This window comes from Cohnella luojiensis (assembly GCF_004564235.1).
Lineage (GTDB): Bacteria > Bacillota > Bacilli > Paenibacillales > Paenibacillaceae > Cohnella > Cohnella luojiensis.
This window is the reverse complement of record NZ_SOMN01000008.1, coordinates 100,671-122,274: the sequence shown is the minus strand read 5'-3', so window position 1 is coordinate 122,274 and position 21,604 is coordinate 100,671. Positions and strand designations below refer to the sequence as shown.

At 54.1% G+C, this 21,604-nt stretch carries 15 protein-coding genes; 12 read left to right on the top strand and 3 right to left on the bottom strand.

The features are described from left to right. The first annotated feature begins 106 nt into the window (after positions 1-106). The 7 genes from E2980_RS08890 (at position 107) to E2980_RS08860 (ending at position 7,619) form a co-directional block, all read left to right on the top strand. Positions 107-565, top strand: a complete 459-nt coding sequence (locus E2980_RS08890) for a chemotaxis protein CheX (RefSeq protein ID WP_135151824.1) — start codon at positions 107-109, stop codon at positions 563-565. 108 nt (positions 566-673) lie between these two features. Then, complete coding sequence (locus E2980_RS08885; protein ID WP_135151823.1) at positions 674-1,456, top strand: SDR family NAD(P)-dependent oxidoreductase; 783 nt, start codon at positions 674-676, stop codon at positions 1,454-1,456. 28 nt (positions 1,457-1,484) lie between these two features. Further along, positions 1,485-3,158 (top strand): DEAD/DEAH box helicase, encoded by a 1,674-nt coding sequence (locus tag E2980_RS08880; RefSeq protein WP_135151822.1) that lies wholly within the window; start codon positions 1,485-1,487, stop codon positions 3,156-3,158. Positions 3,159-3,935: 777 nt separating this feature from the next. Then, positions 3,936-5,204 carry an S-layer homology domain-containing protein gene (locus E2980_RS08875; protein WP_135151821.1) on the top strand — a complete coding sequence of 423 codons (1,269 nt, stop codon included), beginning with the start codon at positions 3,936-3,938 and terminating at the stop codon, positions 5,202-5,204. 167 nt (positions 5,205-5,371) lie between these two features. Continuing rightward, positions 5,372-6,118 carry an ABC transporter ATP-binding protein gene (locus E2980_RS08870; RefSeq protein ID WP_135151862.1) on the top strand — a complete coding sequence of 249 codons (747 nt, stop codon included), beginning with the start codon at positions 5,372-5,374 and terminating at the stop codon, positions 6,116-6,118. Continuing rightward, a complete protein-coding gene (locus tag E2980_RS08865) occupies positions 6,111-7,370 on the top strand; it encodes an ABC transporter permease (RefSeq protein ID WP_135151820.1) in 1,260 nt (419 codons plus the stop codon). Before E2980_RS08870 ends, E2980_RS08865 begins: the two co-directional genes overlap by 8 nt. A 30-nt stretch (positions 7,371-7,400) precedes the next feature. Beyond that, positions 7,401-7,619, top strand: a complete 219-nt coding sequence (locus tag E2980_RS08860) for a helix-turn-helix domain-containing protein (RefSeq protein ID WP_135151819.1) — start codon at positions 7,401-7,403, stop codon at positions 7,617-7,619. A gap of 49 nt (positions 7,620-7,668) precedes the next feature. On the opposite strand, the gene E2980_RS08855 is transcribed toward E2980_RS08860, so the two are convergent. Both E2980_RS08855 and E2980_RS08850 read right to left on the bottom strand, forming a co-directional pair. Then, positions 7,669-8,973, bottom strand: a complete 1,305-nt coding sequence (locus tag E2980_RS08855) for an aminotransferase class I/II-fold pyridoxal phosphate-dependent enzyme (protein ID WP_135151861.1) — start codon at positions 8,971-8,973, stop codon at positions 7,669-7,671. 109 nt (positions 8,974-9,082) lie between these two features. Beyond that, positions 9,083-9,709 carry a pyridoxamine 5'-phosphate oxidase family protein gene (locus tag E2980_RS08850; protein ID WP_135151818.1) on the bottom strand — a complete coding sequence of 209 codons (627 nt, stop codon included), beginning with the start codon at positions 9,707-9,709 and terminating at the stop codon, positions 9,083-9,085. A 104-nt stretch (positions 9,710-9,813) separates the two neighbouring features. On the opposite strand from E2980_RS08850, the gene pdxR reads away from it, so the two are divergent. The 3 genes from pdxR to E2980_RS08835 all read left to right on the top strand — a co-directional run bounded on the left by pdxR (position 9,814) and on the right by E2980_RS08835 (position 12,930). After that, positions 9,814-11,373: a MocR-like pyridoxine biosynthesis transcription factor PdxR gene (gene pdxR, locus E2980_RS08845; protein WP_240702943.1), complete on the top strand. Its 1,560-nt coding sequence runs from the start codon at positions 9,814-9,816 to the stop codon at positions 11,371-11,373. Further along, positions 11,366-12,151, top strand: coding sequence for a helix-turn-helix domain-containing protein (locus E2980_RS08840; RefSeq protein WP_135151817.1), 786 nt, complete (start codon positions 11,366-11,368; stop codon positions 12,149-12,151). Before pdxR ends, E2980_RS08840 begins: the two co-directional genes overlap by 8 nt. Before the next feature lie 437 nt (positions 12,152-12,588). After that, complete coding sequence (locus tag E2980_RS08835; protein WP_135151816.1) at positions 12,589-12,930, top strand: hypothetical protein; 342 nt, start codon at positions 12,589-12,591, stop codon at positions 12,928-12,930. 74 nt (positions 12,931-13,004) lie between these two features. On the opposite strand, the gene asd is transcribed toward E2980_RS08835, so the two are convergent. Next, on the bottom strand, positions 13,005-13,796 hold the full coding sequence (asd, locus tag E2980_RS08830) for an archaetidylserine decarboxylase (RefSeq protein ID WP_135151815.1): 792 nt from the start codon (positions 13,794-13,796) through the stop codon (positions 13,005-13,007). Positions 13,797-13,962: 166 nt separating this feature from the next. Here asd and E2980_RS08825 point away from each other — a divergent pair, with 166 nt between their 5' ends. Continuing rightward, positions 13,963-15,111 (top strand): glycosyltransferase family 4 protein, encoded by a 1,149-nt coding sequence (locus E2980_RS08825; protein ID WP_240702942.1) that lies wholly within the window; start codon positions 13,963-13,965, stop codon positions 15,109-15,111. 225 nt (positions 15,112-15,336) lie between these two features. Beyond that, positions 15,337-21,492: a WIAG-tail domain gene (locus E2980_RS08820; RefSeq protein WP_167747042.1), complete on the top strand. Its 6,156-nt coding sequence runs from the start codon at positions 15,337-15,339 to the stop codon at positions 21,490-21,492. Positions 21,493-21,604 lie beyond the last annotated feature (112 nt).

The window sequence follows — 21,604 nt, the reverse complement described above, 5'->3', positions numbered from 1 at the left end:
CTTTGACAAAAATCAGTGTACTTGTACCTATGATTTCAGTATAATGATGGAAAGTGGTTACGGCTAGCGGTTTCAATCCCAGTAGAAAAAGGGGGCGCGTTTAGGCATGAAGGCTGAGTACATCAACCCATTTTTGGAATCCGCGCGAATGGTCATCGAACAAATGGTGCAAATTCGTCCCAGCACAGGCCAATTATCGATCAGGGACATCAAGTTCGAGGATAACCATGTATGGATCCAAATCGGGCTGACGGGACATATGACCGGAGATATCGTCTTCGGACTAAGCGAATCGGTTGCCTTGCGGATTATATCCGCGATGATGGGCGGTTACGCGATTACCGAGATCGACGATATGGGGAAAAGCGCCATTTCGGAATTAAGCAATATGATTAGCGGCAACGCCAGCACGATGCTCTATAACCAGGGCGTACACGTCGACATCACTCCTCCGAAGATCATGGGAGCCCATTTTACTTCCGCAACAGGGGCGAAACGAGCTTTGGCCGTTCCGTTAATCATGGACGGAATCGGCGAGATGGAAATTCAAGTATTGATCGCATAAATATAAGCCATTGACGAATCTTAATCCTAAGAATCACCGCCCCGGCAGGGGCTTTTTTCATGGAAAGGTCGTTATGTGTTATGCTTATTTGCTCTAAGGAGGGCAATGATGAAGGTATCGTTATCGGGCAAGGTCGTGCTCATCACCGGCGCTTCTAGCGGAATCGGAGCCGTGGCGGCAAAGTTGCTCGCGGAGAAGGGAGCCATTCCCGTTCTTACCGCGAGATCGCGGGAGAAGATGCTTGAGTTATCGGCTTTCATTCCAGGCGAGCATGCGGTATATCGGATGGACGTCACCTCGGAGGAGCAGGTGAACGAGGTCGTCTCGCAAGTACTGGAGAAATACGGTAAAATTGACGTATTGCTTAATAATGCCGGCTTCGGAGAATTTATTCCGTTTACCCATGCTCCGCTCGCTTCTTTTCAAGAAATGATGGACGTGAACTATATGGGAACGGTGCGCTGCGCCCAAGCGGTGTTGCCATCCATGCTTCGTGCGGGACAAGGTCATATCGTAAACGTGGCATCTATGGCAGGGAAAATGGCTACCGCGAAATCGACGGGATATTCCGCGACTAAGCATGCCGTTCTAGGAATGACCAATGCCCTGCGCCGAGAGCTCCGCGGCACGGGAGTGCGCGTGTCGGCCGTGAATCCCGGACCGATAGACACGCCTTTCTTCGATCGCGCGGACCCGGATGGAAATTACGTTCGCAACATTCGTTGGTTTATGCTGTCGCCGGATAAGGTTGCCAGAGCGATCGTGTCCGTAATCGAACGGCGCAAGCCCGAGCTTGACCTCCCCTGGACGGCATCTGTCGGCGTTCGGATCATGCAGTTGTTTCCCCGCATTAGCGAAGCGTTGTTCGGGCGGTTAATGAATAAGAAATAGGTTTGTTCTACAACGAGGAGTTGAAGTGATGGGTTTTATCGAATTGGGATTAAATGAAGCGTTAGCGGAGAAGCTTGCCGCATCGGGCATATCCGAACCTTCCGACGTACAAAGCCAGGCGCTTCCCGCGCTTCTAAGCGGCAAGGATGGAGTGCTCGTATCCCCTACGGGTACAGGGAAGACGCTTGCGTACTTATTGCCCCTTCTGCAGAAGATCGATGGCACGCGCCGCGAAACGCAAGCGCTCGTGTTAGCTCCGACGCAAGAGCTCGCGATGCAAATCATGCGCGAGGCGGAAGCGTACGGACAGCCGTTAGGGATAAAAGCAACGGCTCTGATAGGAGGAGCTTCGCTAGCTCGTCAGTTGGAGCGGATGAAAGGAAAGCCTGCGCTCGTCGTCGGCACGCCGGGTCGCGTAAGAGAGGTGGCGTCCACCCGGAAGCTATCGCTGCATGCGATATCTTTCGTCGTCGTGGACGAGACGGACCGGATCTTCTCGCTGGGCGGCAGAAGCGACGTGGAGAACTTGCTTCGTCAGTGCTCCCGGGATCGTCAGACCGTATTCGTATCGGCAACGCGCTCCGAGGCAATGAGAGATGCGGAAAAAAAGTGGCAGAAAGACCCTTGGGTATCGGACGTAACGGAGAAAGAGAACGAGAACGGGCTCTCGTCGACGCTTCAGCATTGGTATTTCTTAAGTGATCGGCGCGAGAAGATCGATCTTATTCGAAGAATCGTTCGGCATATGAAGCCGTCGTCTGCGCTGCTGTTCGTCAACGATACGGAGAAAATCGGCGAACTGCTCGCCAAGCTGCGTTATGAAGGAGTGTCCGTCGATGCGTTATACGGGGATACGAGAGGACAAGAGCGCGGCGAGGTCATGCAACGTTTCCGCAATGGCCGCACGAAGCTTTTAATCGCGACGGACGTCGCGGCGAGGGGATTGGATCTCCCTGGTCTTCCGCTCGTCGTTCAATTCGAGCCTGCGCTTGACGCGGATCATTACGTTCATCGTTCGGGAAGAACGGCAAGGATGGGGAAAGAAGGTACTTCCATTACCTTGATCACCTCGGAGGAAAGATTCATCGTCGACAAGCTGGAGAAGCAGCTCGGCATCCAAGTGCAGCCGAAAATGCTGTACGAAGGAAAAGTGGTCTCGGTAGAAGAAGGTTTAGCGCGTAAGGGGCCACCCGATGAGAGGAAGCCGCGATCGGGCGACGGAGAGGCGAAGGAGCAACGGCCGGCGTGGAAGTCGAAGGCGGAATTCATGGCTACGCTGGAACCGAAGACGGAGAAAAAATCGGTCGCCGAGAGTCGGCCGGTTGCGGATAGACGGCAAGTCGGGGATAAACGGCCAGACGCAGAGAGTCGGCAAGTCGGGGATAAAAGACCGGTGGCGGACAATCGGAAGAATGCCGTGGAAAAGCCGAGGCTTGGTGTAGTGGCGAAGATGGGTACACCGGTGCGTACTAGGAAGCCGATCGACAGCGTGAATGCATCCGCTACCTCCGCGGCGACGGCTTCCGTCGTCAAAGGAGCCCCCGCTGCGGATAAGCCGCAGGTCAAGCCTCCGGTTAAGCCGGCGGTTAAACCTGCGAAAACGAAAGCGAAATCGGACCGGGCAAGAGACCAGAAGAACAAAGGCGCGCCGAAGTGGCTCAAGGAAAAACGAGAATCGGCTTCGAACGATCAGAAGGAGTAAGTTGGTGCGACGTACCTGTAACTAGTACGAGCCCGCGCAAGCGGGGGGAGGAACCCGCGTAGCGGCAGGTTTTGCCGTTAAGCCCGAGCAAAGTAGCGGGCTACAGACCGCGTAGCGGCAGGTTTTGCCGTTAAGCCCGTGGAAGTGGCGGGCCACAGACCGCGTAGCGGCAGGTTTTGCCGTTAAGCCCGTGGAAGTGGCGGGCTACAGACCGCGTAGCGGCAGGTTTTGCCGTTAAGCCCGTGGAAGTGGCGGGCTACAGACCGCGTAGCGGCAGGTTTTGCCGTTAAGCTCCTAGGATAGAGTAAGCAAACTTTCTTTGCTAACTCGGCGAAGTTCGCCCGCAGAGGACGGAGTTAGCAAACTTTCTTTGCTAACCCGGTACAGTTCGCCCGCAGAGGACGGAGTTAGCAAACTTTCTTTGCTAACCCGGTACAGTTCTCGCAGAGGACGGAGTTAGCGAACTTTCTTTGCTAACCCGGTACATTTCGCCCGCAGAGGACGGAGTTAGCGAACTATCTTTGCTAACTCGGTGCAGATCGCCTGCATAGAATGGAATTAGCAAACTTTCTTTGCTAACTCGGTACAGTTCACCCACAGAGAATGCTAAATTTTCATGTCAGGACCCACTTCCTAGTTTTTCCGGAAGCGGGTCCTTTCTCGTACTTTAGGCTCATTTTACCTCTAGGACCCTCTGAATATCGTAATCTCTCCCGAATGTTATAGGCGTACGGTATTCACCGACAATACGTTTACAAAAAAGGAGAGTTATTTTTTATGACGCAAAAGCAACCGATTTGGAAAAAGACGGCCTTTGCTATTTTAGCATTAACGATGTTGGCCGGCAGCGCAACGGGAGCCATGGCTTCCGCTAATTCCAACCACGATAGGGATAATGATCGTTCGAAATCCGGATACTCCAAGGATTGGGATGATGATGATGATGACGATGACGATGACGATGATGATAAAAAGAAGAAGAAAAAGTCCAAAAAAGAAATCAACCTGGAATTCGGCGACTTAAGCCAGAAGGAATGGAAATGGGCTTACGATCATATTATCCGTCTCGCGGCTCAAGGCGTGTTTAACGGATACGAGGACGGCAGCTTCAAACCTCGCAACAACATCTCCCGGATCGAAGCTCTAGTAGCCGCGGTTCGCTTGCTCGGGCTGAAAGAGGAAGCCGAGAAGCCGGAGAACATGAACGCGAAGCTTAACTTCAAGGATTTCAACGAATTTAAGAAGAAAAACGGCTGGGCCGTCGGTTATGTAACCGTGGCTTTGGAGAACGACCTCTTCTCCGAGACCGAAACTTCCATCCAAGCCAATAAGCCGGCTGACCGGTTATGGGCATCCGTCCTTTTGGTCAAGGCGATGAAGCTCGAAGCAGAAGCCAAGACGAAGATGGACGTCGAATTGCAGTTCCGCGACGCCGAGAAAATTCCTGCAGGATCCGTAGGCTACATCGCGGTCGCGGTAGAAAAGAACCTCATCACAGGTTACAACGATAATACGTTCCAGCCGAACAAACCCGTAACGCGTGCCGAGCTGGCTGCCCTGCTGGACCGCGTAGATCAACAGCTTCCGGATCAGGGCGCGCAAGCGATTACCGGAACGATCCAAACGATCGCGAATGGCAGCGTAACGGTTAAGAAGGCCGATAATACTACGGTTTCCGTACCGGTAGCGGCTAATGTGTTTATTTTCCGCAAGGACGTTAAAGCTCCAATTACCGCGCTTCAAGCGGGTGACGAAGTGCTTGTCCGTACTTTTGAAGGAAAAGCGGTGTTCATCGAAGTGACGAAGGAAGCCGTACCGACAACCCAATTGTCTGATTCCGGCAAAGTGAGTTCGTTCACCTACGCACAAGGGAAAATCTCCACGATTTCTTTGAGCAAGGACGTCAACGGAACGATCCAAATGGTTACCTATAACGTAGATGCGAATGTCGCGATCACAGGTAACTCCGGCGTTCTTTCGCCTAATTTGAACGTAATCGTTAAAGGCAGCAATAACGTGGTAACATCCATTGAAATCATAGTCTAAGTAAATGCTCGATACTTAATTAGGGGGGGCCGCATCCGTGCGGCTCTCTTTATTTTTTGTGCGGGGCTCTTTCACCCGGTATAATAGGAGGATAGCGTTTTTCGTGTGACTGAGGAGGAATCAGGGTGGCTTTGGGGCAAGCGAACGCGGTTATTCCAGCGTTAGAGATGAGCAAGCTGACGGGCGGATACAGCCAAAGGAGGCCGGTGCTCCACGGCGTCTCCATTACGGTTGCACCGGGAGAGATGGTCGGATTGATTGGCCTTAACGGCGCGGGTAAAAGCACCGCCATTAAACATATACTCGGCCTGATGGTCCCTCAGGACGGAGAAGTCAGGGTAGCAGGAGTTACGTTGGAGGAAAACAGGGACAGATTTCGCTCGTCTACCGCCTACGTTCCGGAACAGCCTTCCCTTTTCCCGAATCTAACGGTTAAGGAGCATCTGCAATGGACGGCAATGGCCTATAACATCGAGCGGAACATAGCCGTCGCGCGAATGGACGAGTTGGCACGCGCGTTCCGGATGTCGGAGGCGATGAACGCCTTGCCGGACACGCTGTCCAAAGGGATGAAGCAAAAGGTTATGCTCATGAACGCGCTATTGGTCAGTCCGCCGCTGCTCATTATCGATGAACCGTTTCTCGGACTCGATCCGCTTGCCATCCGCGGATTGTTAGAGGCATTGGAAGAAGCTCGTGCGAAGGGGAGCGCGATTCTGCTCAGCTCGCACATCCTCCCGGCTTTGGAGCGTCGGGCAAATAGGCTCGTGGTGCTGCACCGCGGCCGAGTCATCGCGGAAGGCTCGCCGCGCGAAGTGAAGGCGCAGGCAGGCTGCGCCGATCCGGATTCGACGCTGGACGACGCCTTCGAGGCGTTGGTCATAACGGCCGAAGGGGGCCAACCGCTTGCGTGACGGAGATCAGGAGGAACAGCTCGGGTTCTTGCGTTCCCTGCGGAACAACCGCGCGGCCGCGTTCCGCAACGAGATCGTTCCTCATTTTCGCTATGTGTTCCAAAGCGGGTTCGGATTGTTCGTTTCGGCGATATTCTTCACCGCGTTAGTCTGGTACGTGGATTTCATAAAGGCCGTTCCGGAGAACTGGCCGGCCGATTGGGTCGGCGTGGCGGTCATCGCGCTGGCTGTGATTAAGGCGCCGCTTCGCACTTATTTCCGTCCGGCGGATCCGGTTTTCTTGTTGGCTATGGAAGGCCGAGTCATTCAGGCGTATCTGATGCCCGCTTTACTCAAGGCGATCTGGATGGCGGTATTACGTATAATAGTCGTGTTCGCGCTCTACGTGCCGATTTATGAACGTGCGCCTATGACCGCGGAGATCGCCGATAATCACCCAGTGGTTGTGCGGGGATTTATATTCGCAATTCTTGCCGGCTGCTGCGTCTATGCGGGGTGGAGGGAGCGCAAGCCTGCCGCAAGATCTTGGAGGTTAGGGCTTAGGCTTGCGAGAGTCGTACTCACGGTTATCGTCGTTGCTGCTATACTGCTGAAGCCGTTGATGCTTGCGATACCGCTGACGATCATTGGTATGCTGGTTATGCTGTTGTTGTGGCGATTGCCGGAGCAACATGCCTTGCCTTGGGAGAAGCTGATCGATGAGGAAGCTGCCGCGCGCCGTCGTTGGATGTCTTTCCTCGGCTGGTTCGTCGACGTTCCGACGGAGACCTCTAAACCCGCGCGTAGGCGGTGGATAGCTTGGGCGGGGGATTTCCTGCTCTGGCAGCATCGATGGTCATGGCATTTCTTATATGCCAAGGTGTTTCTGCGCGGCGAAACGTTCGGAGCGTTCTTGCGGTGGACCGTGCTTGCCGGAATCATTATAGCGGCGACAAGCAACAATGTATTGGCAGCGGGCGTCATTTACGGAATTGCTATTCTCATAGGAGGCTTGCAGCTTAGCGAATTGAAAAGGGTTCGTTTCGTCGAAACGGCCGCGACTGTCCCCCTTGCGCCCGAGGGGCGGCTCGTTGCCGCATCGGCAATCGCTCGTACGGCAGGACTTGTGATGACGCTTCTGCTTGGAATAGCAGGCTTTATCAGCTCATTCCCTCTAGATGTTTGGCTGCCAATAGTAATCGGAGGAATACTATGGTGCGGCTGGTGGATGCCTAGGAAAATCGCCAAACACTCCGATGAAGATGATCTGTAATTGCCTTAATCTAACCGTCCGTTCTCCTTCGTGAGAGCGGCTATTTTTTTCAAACAGAAGACCGGAAGCACTTTCATCGAACGGCTGACCGAAATCCGCATCGAAGAAGCCAAGAAAAAGCTGGCATCGTCCGATAGTAAAATAACGGACATCGCGGAGCAAACCGGATTCTCCAACATCAGGCACTTTAACCGCGTATTCAAGAACGAGACGGGGTTGACGCCAAAGGATTACCGGGAGCGGGCTTAAATAAAGAAAAGGAGCAGTCCCTAAGGCTAACGGGAACTGCTCCTTTCGTTTATGCATTGCCGTTCTTAACGTCCAGCACGGCTTGGTGAATTCGATCGAACAGGTCTTCCAGGTTTGGCTCCTCGATGCAGGAGAAGGCTATCCGCAGGTCGTTCGTTCCAAGGGCGATCGTTCCCACTCCGTAAGCGTTCAGCAGGCGCTGGCGAACGGGTTCGGCTTCCGAGGTCAACAGCTTGAGGCACATGAAGTAACCGGAGTTGAACGGATAGTAAGTCCATTCCTCGCCGTATTTGCCGCTGTCCAGCAGCTGCTTTACTTTATTGGCGCGGCCTTTCATGATATGGAACTTCCGTTCCTTCTGGGCTTGGAATTTATCGGATTTCAGCGCGCGAAGGATAAAAGTTTGGGAAGGATGCGGTCCGCTTGAGATGGTAGCGCGGATAATTCCGGTCGTCTTCTGTTCCAGTGCGGAAAGGCTGGCTTCGGAAAGTCCGCCGTAAGTGATGAACCCTACGCGGAAGCCCCATACGTACTCTTCCTTGGTGGCTCCGTCAACTTTAATGGCAAGAACGCGCTCGTGCAGTCCGCACAATTGGCCGAACAAGGATTCCTGCAAGGAGTCTTCGAAGAACAATCCGAAGTACGCATCGTCGGTTACCGCTACGACGTTAATGCCGGCCTCCGCCGCTTCACGGATGGCGGAGACGATCTCGCGTCCCTCTTCCACGCCAGGAGTGTATCCGGTCGGATTAATCGGGAAGTTGAGCAGCACGATCGCTTTGCCGCGTTCTTTCTGCGTGAGAAGGGCATCCCGCAAGCCAGCCGAATTGAAGCGGTTGTCCGCGTCGTACAGCGGATAGGTAACCATCTCCGCACCCCGGCGAACGCTGAAGGTAAGCTCGTAGTTCTCCCAGTTTTTATCGGGAACGATAACGGCATCGCCGGCGTCCGCGAAAAGGTCGGACACGATGCTCAGTCCATGCGTCAACGCGTTCGTGACGACTGGAAGGCTGATGCGCTTACCCGCTGCCGAAGGATTCTCGATAAGCATCTTATCGCGCCAAATGTTGCGGAGCTCGGGTTTTCCCCCCGGAGGGGCATATTCGTAAAGATCCTTAGGATCGTAAGCGGACAACGTTTCTTGAATGACTTCCAGATGCATCGGTTTGCCGTTCTCGGTGGCAATGCCGATCGTGGCGTTATAGACATTCGCCTTCTGTTTGGCTTCCGCGGATTGGCTCAATATGCCGACTTTGGGCATATAGATCGCTTTTCCAAGTCCGGAAAGCATCTCGGCGACCTTGGGATCGTCCCGGGTAATCGTTTCGTTCAGCTGCTGGGCAAGGGGGTTCATGACTTCCATCCTTCCAAGATTCCAATATTCATTAGGTGATATTATACACTATTGGAAGAGGAGCGTCATTGAAATCGGCGGCTTTCGCCGAAAAAAGAATCGGATTAATCTAGGAATGATCGACGGGGCACTTTAACGCGCTGTCGCGAATGCGCTTTATCGCGTCGGCATCATCCGGAAGGTTGCGCTCGCACAATCCGGTTACGACTTTTTCTCTGCTTTTTTCCGATAGATTTTGCCCGAATTTGAACTTGCCCGACATCTCTTCCGGATCCAGCCGAAGCACGGCTACTCCGCGCAAGGAGCCTGCGTAGCGCTTATCTTCGGCGTCGATCGGGGCGTGCCCGCCTTCAGGCTGCATCCGCTTCAATAGCGCGGCAAGCGCGGATGACTTCTCTGCCGGGTCTTCTACCTGTTCAACGGTTCCTCTTATGCGAACGGAACGGAAGAACACGGTCGCCGGACAAGCCAAGTAGGGATCCGAGAAATAGGAAGGAATGAAGGCATGCGCTTGATAAACCACGAATTCCGCTCTCGGATCGGCGGCTAATCCCGCCATTTTCTCCCCATGCTTACTTCCATGAAAATAGACCGCGTCCCCGTGGTAGACATAGTTAAGCGGCACTGCCTTTGGCCATCCGTCCGCGCCGTTGAATGTCAGCACGCCGTCATGCCGCTCCTCCAGGAAGCTCTCGCACAGCTCCGGCTCAGATACTTGGAACTCTTTCCTTCTCATTCGGTTTCGCCTCCACCGTCTCTCGTTGAGGCTTAAGTGTAAGGCTGTCATTGACAAGTGAAAAGATCCAATTTACATTAAAAAGACTAGTCCATTCCAAGAGGGTGAAAAACCTGAGCTCGCCATTCGCGTATACCGTTAAGCTCTCCGAATGCGGGAGCAAACATCTGGCCCTGTACTTGTCCATTCGTGAAGCGATTACCGAAGGAAAGCTTGCGCCAGGCGAAAGATTGCCCTCAACTAGGCAGCTTGCCGCATTGTACGATGTATCCCGCGGCAGCGTAAGCGTCGCTTACGATATGCTTACCGCGGAAGGCTTCGTGCAATCGGGAGTCGGCAGAGGCACTTTTGTCTCCGGATGGAGAGCGGATGAAGCGGCTTCGCGGCTGTCTGGCGGTCCGAACGATGATTGGTGCCCACCGATGGCATCACCGGACTTAACGAGTTGGGGGCGTAAGTTGATGGAGCCGAACTCCGCGATGTACGATCCGTTACCGGACGCCGACCCCAGTTATTCGGTATCCGAGATTATATCTTTCGTTCCGGAGGGAGTCGGCACGGGGTGGTTCCCATGGACGGAATGGAAAGCCGAGGTGGCTTTGCAGTGGAAAAGGCTCGGAGATTCGAAGCGGGACGATATTCATTCCGCGGAAGGCAGCTTGCCTCTGCGTCTGGCGATCGCAAGCCGTTTAAGGCGGGAGAGGGGCATAACGTGCGATGCCGGGGATGTCGTCATCACCTCCGGCTCCATGCAGGCCATCGCACTGCTTTCCCAATTGCTGCTGGAAGAAGGAAAAACGGCGGTAATCGAAAGCCCTTGTTATACGGGAATACATAGGGCCGTTTACGCAACTGGCGCCAATGTCATCGCGGAGCAGGTGGACGGCAGCGGGATCGTCCCTCGGGATTGGAAGGCGCAGCTCCTATTCGTCACGCCAACCCGGCAGTTTCCTACGGGTGCAGTGCTTAGTTATGAACGCCGCCGCGAGCTATTGTCATGGGCTTCCCGAAGCAGCGCTTGGATTATCGAAGATGATTACGACAGCGATTTTCGCTGGGGAGGCCGCCCGATCGAGCCGCTTAAGGCGTTGGACCGAGAAGGCCGGGTCGTCTATGTCGGTACCTTCTCCCGCTCGATGAGCGTTGGCGTTCGTATTGGCTACGCCGTGCTCCCGAAGGAGCTTATCCAACCGTTTATCATGGCCAAGAAGCTGTACGATCCCTATCCGACGGGAATCGCGGAGCAGCAGGCATTGGCCGGTTGGATGACGGAGGGCGGTTATAACCGGCATATGCGCAGGATGCGCAGGATTTACGGAAAGCTGGAGAATTGTCTTCGAGTCGGCCTGGAGCGGGAGTTACACGGATTATTTGAAGTTTTGCCGTCCGATGCGGGGCTTCATTTGTTCGCAAGATGGAATCTTTCCGCCGAGGAATATGAGCGATTGGTTCGGGAATGCGCCAAGCTTGGGGTAACTTGGAGGGACGGAGCGAGGTATGAAACAAGTCGTTCGAACGTTTCCGGTTCGCCTTCCTCGCTGTTTGGTTTTGCTCATTTGGACGATAGTCGAATCGAAGAAGGAATTAGGCGGATAAGCCAAGCGGCACATCTATTGGGATTGATCGACTCCCACAAGGGTCAAGGAGGAACCGTTCATGCTTGATTTGCAACCATCCGCATTCGTGCTGCTCCCGGCGTTCGCCAAGATTTCCTGCGAGCCCGGATGGAAGTGGCAAAAGCGCGAGAAGCCGTTAGCCAATTACGATATTTTCTACGTATGGAGCGGGGAAGGGGAATTGTTCCTCAACGGGCAATCTTATAAGTTGGGGAAAGGCAGCTGCTTCCTGTTCCGTCCGGGAGACCATACAAGCGCTACCCATAATCCGCAGAAGCCGCTTGTTCTTACGTATATACATTTCGACGTAACCGAACCGGCATCCCTCATTCCGGAGCCTTACAGGCAATTGGATGAGATATTCGATTTCGAGCACATGCTGGCCAAGTATGTACGTTTGTTTCTTGTCCGTACCTTCGCCGCGGAGGAAGAAGCCCGTCTGATTCTCAAGCAGCTGATTATCCACTTGCTGCGGCATGATCGCGATGAGCCCGTTGAACGCAAAGCGAGCAATCAATTGACCGAGAGCATACGCGAGGTGGCCAATTACATCCAGCAGCATCCCGGCGTCGTTCACCGGGTGGACGACCTCGGGAAGAGGGCGGGGCTGTCGTCCCGTTATTTCTCTATTAAATTCAAGGAGCTCATCGGCATGTCCGTGCAAACGTACATGATCCGCACGAGAATCGAACGGGCGCAGCATTTGCTCATGCATGCGGGCATGAACGTGACGGAAGTCGCGGACGCGCTGGGCTACCGGGACATCTTCTTCTTCAGCCGTCAGTTCAAGCAGTATACGGGGAAAAGTCCATCGGAAATTCGTTGAGCGGCTTAAACCGCCAAAAGTAGCACCCGCGAGACCTTTAAGCCGCTGGGAGCGGCTTAAATCGCCAAAAGTAGCACCCGCGAGACCCTTTAAGCCGCTGGGAGCGGCTTAAACCGCCGAAAGTAGCACCCGCGAGACCTTTAAGCCGCTGGGAGCGGCTTAAACCGCCGAAAGTAGCAGACGCGAGACCTTTAAGCCGCTGGGAGCGGCTTAAACCGCCGAAAGTAGCAGACGCGAGACCTTTAAGCCGCTGGGAGCGGCTTAAACCGCCGAAAGTAGCACCCGCGAGACCCTTTAAGCCGCTGGGAGCGGCTTAAATCGCCAAAAGTAGCACCCGTGAGACCTTTAAGCCGCTGGGAGCGGCTTAAACCGCAGAAAGTAGCACCCGCGAGACCCTTTAAGCCGCTGGGAGCGGCTTAAACCGCCGAAAGTAGCAGTTGGAGGCACTTGCGGCGCAAGTAATTGGGTTAGTCGGAGGTACTTTTGGCAAAATAAGCGTTCCTGGCGCGGTTATTTGTTTGTTCGGAGGCACTTTTGGCGAAATAAGCGTTCCTGGCGCGGTTATTTGTTTGTTCGGAGGCACTATTGGCGGAATAAGCGTTCCTGGCGCGGGTATTTGGTTAGTCGGAGGTACTATTGGCGAAATAAGCGTTCCTGGCGCGGGTATTTGTTTGTTCGGAGGCACTTTTGGCGAAATAAGCGTTCCCGGCGCGGTTATTTGGTTGTTCGGAGGTACTTTTGGTGAAATAAGCGTTCCTGCGGTACGGTTATTTGGTTAGTCGGAGCGATAATTAGTCAAAAGAAACCCCGTTCTCTCTATAAGAGACGGGGTTTCTTTTTCCACTAGCAATGTTTAATTCCTAACCTTCAACATGCCGAGCTTCTCGCCCATGCGAACCTTGTCTCCGGTCTTTAGGTTGGAGCGGGGTTCAAGCGTTCCGTCCTCGGTAAGCAGGACGATCGTCGAGCCGAATTCGAAGTAAGCAAGCTCGTCGCCGCGCTCCAGTAACTTGGGCATAGGTTCGACGTACTTAATGCTGCTCACGTTCAGGGCGCCGACTTTTACGACGGCGACTTCGCCGATGTCGTTGCGGATGTAAGTGACCAACCTCTCGTTGCGGGAAAGTACGCGTTTCATGGAGGTGAGGCCAAACTCGTTGACGGGATACACGCGGCCGGGAATGTGTTCGGTTTCTACGATTTCGCCTTCGCAAGGGGAATGGATTCGGTGGTAGTCCGTCGGGCTCAAGTATAAAACCCAGAAATAGCCTTGCAAATACTGAGACATTCTCGGCGAACCGTTGAGGAGCTCTTCAATCGTGTAATCCTGACCTTTGACCTGCAGCAGCATACCGTCTTCGATAACGCCGCAGCCGGTTATTTTCGCATCTACGGGACTAACCAAGGCGCCAGCCGTCGCGTCGATCGGGCGTATACCTGGCTTCAGTCTGCGAGTGAAGAAATCATTAAGCGAGCGATACTCCTCCAACGTTTTCTCCGCTTCTTCTACAGGAATTTTGTACATCGCGGCGAAACGGGGAATCCATCTGCGACTTAAGGAAGATTTAGCGAAACGTCCCGTTAATTGGGACACGAATTTGCGTGAGGACAGCTCCGTCATCATGCGCAGCAGCGGGCGATTCATGCGGCCGAGCACTCCTTTGTCGTAAATTATATTCCCGTGAATTGTGACACATCGGTAGGCAAAGTGCAATAGTCGCCGTTCACAGGGTATGAGCCGTGTCTATTCTCTCTAGATTCGTATAAGCTGTCACGTCAAGCAAGATTTGTCCGGTAAGGAGAAGATGGCGATGCTTAAAGCGGCTTTCATTACTCCGGGAGCTTTTCCCGTTCCTTCCTCCATGGGAGGCTCGGTCGAGCGGGTGGTGGAGATGGTCGTACCCGGGCTTGTTCCGCACGTCAATGCCAGAATTTACGGGCGAATCGGCAAAAGACTTTCCACGAAAGGAAGCTTGAACGGCGTTTCGGTCGAGAGATTACCGGCAGCGAACAAGATCAAATACTTCAAGCTCGTGCGCGGCAGGTTAGCAAAATACAAACCGGACGTCATACAGGTCGAGAACCGTCCTTTATGGGTTCCCCGGTTGAAACAATCTTTTCCCCGGAGCCGTATAGGGTTAAATTTACATTCGACGACATTCATTAAAGCGCCGTATATAAGCGAGCGGAAACGGAAGATTTGCTTGCAGGCGGCAGATTATATACAAGTAAACAGCGAGTTTCTCCGGGAGTATATTGATAAGCATGTACCCCAGGCAGCGGCGAAAATAAGGGTCAATTATCTTGGAGTCGATGCGGAAAGGTTTCCGGGGAGATCCACGTTAGAAGGAATGTGCATGCGCGAGGAGTGGCGGAGACGTCACGGATGGGGAAACCGTCCAATCGTGCTGTATGTCGGAAGGCTAATTCCCCAGAAAGGCGTACACCATCTGTTGTCTACGTTGCCTGCGCTTATCTCGAATGCCCCGGATGTTCTCGTCGTCATCGTCGGAAGCGCGTTATATGGCTCGCATCGGCAGACCGGATATGTGAGACGACTCCATAATCAGGCCAGACGATGGAAGAATAACGTTCATTTTCAACCTTATGTCCCTCACCACGAGATTCCGAACTGGTTCGCGATGGCGGATATCGCCGTCGTGCCCTCCATAGGACAGGAGGCATTCGGATTGGTTAACCTAGAGGCGATGGCTGCCGAGTTGCCAGTCGTCGCAACGAAAGCGGGGGGCATGAAGGAGGTCGTGGCCGATGGTTCTACCGGTTATCTGGTATCGGCGGATTCGACGGCCATCGTACCGGAGCTCTCGGAAAAAATCGTCTATTTGCTCGTCCAGGAAGTGGTCCGCAAGGAGTTGGGGCGAAGGGGAAGAGAGCGGGTTTTAAACCATTTTCTGTGGCAGCATACGGCGGAGAGATGGCTTGGTTTTCAAAGAGAATAACAGGTATTCGTACCGCGTTCCAAAAACGAATAAGCCGATTTCCTTGGAGGCGGTTTTTTGCGCGTTTCAGAAAGGACGTCGAAAGCCGGTTAATGCAACCCGCATTTAGCGGAATATCAAGCATTCGCTTTATAAAGTAACAGGGACAGTCGCCCATCCTCGTGACGTGCCCATGGGTGAATGCATATGATACTGAAGATTTCGATGATCAGGAAGGAGATGGACATGAAAAAGAAACAGGCGAGTAAAACACCCAAATCTCGCCGGCCGCTATATTACGTCGATAATCCAAACTCGCTCGAGCTGAAATGGCTGGATGACATAAAAAAAACGAACGCCAAGCCGATTTCCGTTCATGCATCGCCCGCAACAACGCAGAGGCCGGTCGACAGTCAGACAGGAAGAAAGCAGGGACGCGTTGATGCGCCAACGGCACCTGCTTCATTGACGAAGAATGCAGTTATCTCCGAGCCCGACGTATCCGAGAAAACGGAGTTCGTCTCGTCCGAGCAGGAGGCGGAGGAAATCGTGGCGATTGCCACGTCTCTTTCCCGACCGGACGAAATACCCGCAGCGCAGGATTCCCCGGATATCGTAGCCGTCGTCCAATCACTGGAAGCCGAGAGTTCCCATTCAGCGGACGCATTAGTAGCCATCCTTAATCGGGAAAGCGAACCCCCGGAAACCGAAACTCCGGAAATCGTAGAAGAGCGGGAGCCGATTATCGACAGGGAGATCCGTCATTCCAGGTTGGAGGAGAAACGAGTTCCGCTTAGGCCTGCTCCGATCGTCTATACGGATGATGTAGCGAACCAAGCGATTACCGGGGAGAAGCTGGCACCGCATTCGATCGAGTCCATGCATTTGGCGGCGGACTCCGTCTATACGAATGCGCTGGCTGATTTCGCCGTTACGGCCATCAAGCTGGCGGACGGCTCGATTACCTCTTCGAAGATCGCTCCCGAATCCATAGTGGGCGACCACCTGACCAAGAATTCCATCTCCGGACAGAAAATCCGCGACCGTTCCATTACCGGGGAGAAGCTTCGCGATGGCAGCGTATCGTCCGAGAAGCTTGCGGATAGAACGATCAGTTCGGATAAAATCGCCGAAGGCTCCATTCAGTCAAAGCACTTAAACCTCGCTGTAATTACATCCGAATTGCTTCAAGATCAGATCGTCACCTCGGAGAAAATTCGCAGCGGCGCCATTCGGAGCGAGAACTTGGCGAACGAGAGCATTGATACTTCCAAAATATCCGACGGAGCAGTTACCTCCTCGAAGCTTCGAGACGGAGCGGTATCGAAGGAAAAAGTAGCTCGCGGAGCGATAGAAACGCAGCATCTGACGGACGGACTCATCTTAGCCGATCATGTCGCTTCAGGGGTATTGCAGGGAAAGCATTTGGCCCCGCACGCCGTAGCGGCGGATCATCTAGCGGACGGGGCAGTCGGTATTCGCGAGCTGGCCGACCGATCCGTGTCGGGAAGCAAGTTGGCTATCAAGTCCGTGCAGTCGGAACATCTTCAAGTAGGAGCGGTCAAAGGCGAACATCTCGTAAACGAGGCCATTGAGACAAGGCATTTGGCGGACGGAACCGTAACGGCTTCCAAACTGACGGAGCAATCCGTTACGACGCTTAAGTTAGTCGACCATGCCGTAACGTCTACGAAGATTGCCGATCAAAGCATCCTCTCGGTTAAACTGGCTGACGAATCGGTGCAGTCCCGACATCTGGCCAAGGGCGGCGTTGTGTCCGATAAGCTTTCGGACTCGATCGTGGAACCGCGGCATCTTACCGATAAATCCGTAGAAAGCAGGCATTTGTCAGTTAAATCGGTTGGACGGGAGCATTTGAAGGATGGGTTGATCGGTCCAGAGCAGCTAGCGCTAAGTACGGTTCAATCCAAACATGTTGCGGCAGGAGTCATAGGAACGTCTGAACTCGCTGACGAAGCTATCACCTCGGCGAAGCTCGGACGCCAATCGGTCGAAAGCCGGCACTTGTCGGCTGCTTCCGTGAGAACGGAGCATTTGTCCGCGGAGAGCATTACATCTGAACAGTTGGCAAGCGGTTCCCTGGAGTCCAAGCATTTCGGCGTTGAAGTGGTAACGGGAGGCGTGGTAGCTTCGGAATCCATCGAAAGCAGGCATATTCGCCAGGGCGCGGTAGGACCGGCGCAACTCGGGAACGGATCCGTAGGCACCTTAGCATTGCAGATCGAGGCGGTAACCGAGAAGAACATCTCGCCAGGCGCTGTCGGAGAGCGCCAGCTTGGCATACGGGCGGTTTACTCCCATCATTTGACCGATCATCTGATTACTTCCTTGAAGTTATCTCCCGAATGCGTATCGACGGATAAAATTGCGGATTTCGCGGTCACCACGACCAAACTGGCAGACGATAGCGTCAATTCCGACAAACTCGACGACCATTCCGTATACGAGAAGGCCCTGCAGGACAGTGCCGTATCGGAGCGCGTATTGGCTAATGATGCCGTTTCTTCGAAGCATTTGCAACGGGGTGCCGTTCAACGCAACCACTTAAGCAAAGAGTCGGTCTCGTCGGAGAAATTAGCGGATGGCTCCGTTACGTCGAGCAAGCTCGCCGATGGGTCGGTAACAGGGCAACACCTGCTCTCGCAAACCGTGGAAAGCCGGCATTTAGTTGAACAATCCGTGCTCGGTAATCATCTAGCAGAGCAAAGCATCCGAGAATACCATCTGAGAGATGGTATCGTGACCGCGGGCAAATTAGCTGCGAATAGCATTGACAGCAGCAGGCTGCAAGCAGGGTCCGTGAAAGAGCAGCATCTGGCTGAGCAGTCGGTTTCGTCGGTTCATCTGAAAGCAGATTCCATCGATTCCTTCCATCTTCGCGAAGGAGCCGTAGGCGCGGCGCATATGGCAACGGGTAGCGTTCATGAAGCCTCCATCGTCGAGCGGGCAATTACCGAGGGAAAATTGGCGGAGGAAAGCGTAACGTCCAAGAAGCTTGCGTCCGGCAGCGTGGGAACCGAGCACGTTCAACCTGAGAGCATTAGCGGAAAACATCTGAAATCTGAGGCTGTTCATGGCTTCCACCTTCGCAAAGGTACCGTGTCAATCTCCCATCTCGCACCCGATCTGCTCGAATTGGCCAAGAATGGAGAACGGCGAATCGATTCCGAACGGTTAGAGCCGAACGCGGTAAACACGGTTCACGTTAGGGAAAAAACGATCACCGAGGAGAAGCTTGTTGACGGTCTGATCTCGAGCGTTAAGCTGGCGAACGAAAGCGTGACGACGGATAAGCTGGCTCTCGGCAGCGTGGGAACAAGACAACTGGCTGAAGGCGCGGTGACCGCGGAAATTCTGGCGGATGGCAGCGTGAAGTCGGCTAAGTTCGGCGTTTGCTCCGTAACGACGGATAAGTTAGCAATTGGCAGCGTAGGAACAAGCCAACTTGCGCTTAGATCAGTAACAGCGGATATTCTGGCTGAAGAAAGCATCACCACGGAGAAGTTGCAGGGAGACGCCATCACAACAGATAAGCTGGCGAACGCAAGCGTAACGTCCAATAAGCTGGCTCTCGGCAGCGTGGGAACAAGACAACTGGCTGAAGGCGCGGTAACTGCTGAAATTTTGGCTGACGGCAGCGTGACGCCGGCTAAATTCATAGACGGTACCGTTACGACGGAGAAGCTGGCTTTCGGCAGCGTAGGAACAAGCCAGCTTGCGCTTCGTTCCGTGACGGCGGATATACTGGCCGACGAAAGCATCACGACGAAGAAATTGCAAGACGGCGTCGTAACTACAAATAAGCTTGCGAACGAAAGCGTGACGACGGAAAAGCTGGCATTCGGAAGCGTGGGAACAAGACAACTGGCTGAAGACGCGGTGACTGCTGAAATTCTGGCGGACGGGAGCGTGACAACCGCTAAGTACGGAGACGGTTCCGTGACGACGGAGAAGATAGCTCTTGGCAGCGTAGGAACAAGCCAGCTTGCGCTTCGTTCCGTGACGGGAGATATTCTGGCTGACGAAAGCGTCACGACGGAGAAGCTGCAGGAAGGCGCCATCACGACGGATAAGCTTGCGAACGAAAGCGTGACGACGGAAAAGCTGGCATTCGGAAGCGTGGGAACAAGGCAACTGGCGGAAGGGGCAGTGACAGCTGAAATTCTGGCGGAAGGCAGCGTGACTGCGGATATTCTGGCCGACGAAAGCGTCACGACGGAGAAGATAGCTCTTGGCAGCGTAGGAACAAGCCAGCTCGCGATTAGATCCGTGACGGCGGATATTCTGGCCGACGAAAGCGTCTCGACGAAGAAGCTGCAGGAAGGGGCTATCACGACAGATAAGCTTGGGAACGAAAGCGTGACACCGGAAAAACTGGCGTTCGGAAGCGTGGGAACAAGGCAACTGGCGGAAGGGGCGGTGACCGCTGAAATTCTGGCGGACGGCAGCGTGACGTCGGCTAAGTTCGGAGACGGTTCCGTTACGACGGAGAAGATAGCTCTTGGCAGCGTAGGAACAAGCCAGCTCGCGCTTAGATCCGTGACGGCGGATATTCTGGCCGACGAAAGCGTCACGACGGAGAAATTGCAAGATGGCGTCATAACTACGGATAAGCTTGCGGGAAACAGCGTAGGGACCAGTCATTTGGTAGTCCGTTCGGTTACATCGGAAATCCTTGCAAATGGTAACGTCACCTCCGAGAAGCTAGCCTATGCTTCGGTAACGTCGGAGAAACTCGCGTTAGGCAGCGTGGGAACTCCCCAGCTTTCCGAGGGCGCCGTGACTTCCGATATCCTGGCCGATTTAAGCGTAACAGCGGAGAAGCTTCAAGACGGTTCGGTTGGAGCCGCAAAGCTCGCCCTTGGCAGCGTAGGAACGAGCCAATTGGCAGCCCAATCGGTGACCTTCGATATCCTGGCGGATGGCAACGTGACGACGGAGAAGTTGGCCGATGGATCCGTAACAGCGGAAAAGCTGGCTGACGAAAATATCGGAACGAATCACTTGGCCGCAGGCTCGGTGACGGAGTCCATTCTGGCGGACGGCAGCGTAACGACGGATAAGTTGATCGATGGCGGAGTTACGACGGATAAGCTAGCGGGCGGCAGCGTGGGAACGAGCCAACTGGCGGAAGGGTCCGTTACCGCCGATATTCTCTCGAATAGCAGCGTTACGACCGAAAAGCTGGCAGACGGGTCTGTATTGGCCGCCAAGCTAGCGATTGGCAGCGTTGGAACGGAACAACTTGTTAAGGGCTCAGTAACCGCGGAAATTCTGGCGAACGGAAATGTGACGGAGCCTAAGCTGGCGGACGGAAGCGTAACTGCGGAGAAGCTGGCGCAACGCAGCGTCGGAACGGCTCAATTGGCGGAAGGGTCCGTGACCTCCTCGAAGCTGGCAATGGGTGCGGTAACGGTGGAAAGCCTTTCCCCTTCGTTATTCGAGTATTTAACCTTGGTCGGAAATCCAATCGAAGAGGAGCGCTTGATTGATGGCTCCATCGGTTCGGAGAAGCTGGCATTGGGGGCCGTGGGAACCGAGCAGTTGGCGGATGGATCTATCACTAGCGAGAAGTTGAGCATAGGAAGCATTGGCACAGAACAATTAGGCGCTGGTGCGGTTAATGCAGAGAAGATATCCGTACGAAGCGTAAGCTCATCCCATATTATCCCGCGTTCCATTCTCGGCTACCATCTCGGGGAACAAACGATTACCTCAAGCCATATCAAGCCCCAATCCGTCACGGAAGCGCAACTGGCGGATGGCAGCGTCGGCGCCTCCAAGTTGTCCTTGGAAGTTCGACAGTTGCTTGAACAAGCGCAACAATCACAACTGGAGCAGCCTGTTCCTTCTCAGCCCGATAAATATGAACATGTACTGGCTGCAGGCAGCGTTACGGGCGAACATCTTGCCGCGGGAAGCATAACGGGCGAACATCTAGCTGCGGGAAGCGTAACGGGCGAATATCTGGCTGCGGGCAGCGTGACAGGCGAACATCTGGCTGCGGGCAGCGTTACGGGCGAATATCTGGCCGCGGGCAGCGTGACAGGCGAACATCTGGCAGACGGAAGCATAGGTGCCGAGAAGCTCTCAATAACGCCTGTTATTGCCCCATTCCCCGGCGTCGGGTTACTTTTCGGAAACTTACCTTATTCGTTTCAAGGCGGTGCCGAATCGTTGAGGGTAACGATTTCGTTCGCTTCTCCATTCACGGACGAATCGTATACTTTGGTCGCGATGTCAGATCATCCTTCCTGTCATTGCGTGTTGGGAAGCAAACGGGCGAACGAAGCGGAGGTCATTATCCTCCGAACGCGATTAGGTCCAGAACCGGAGGGCTGCATTCAATGGATGGCCTTGGGCTGTCCGGAATCGAAGTGACCCATAGCTACACCAAAGCGGTGCCGGTTCTTTCCCGGGCACCGCTTTCGTCTAGTTCGAACCGTACATAAGCCGTTGCGCATGGACACGTCACACATACAATGTCTTGTAT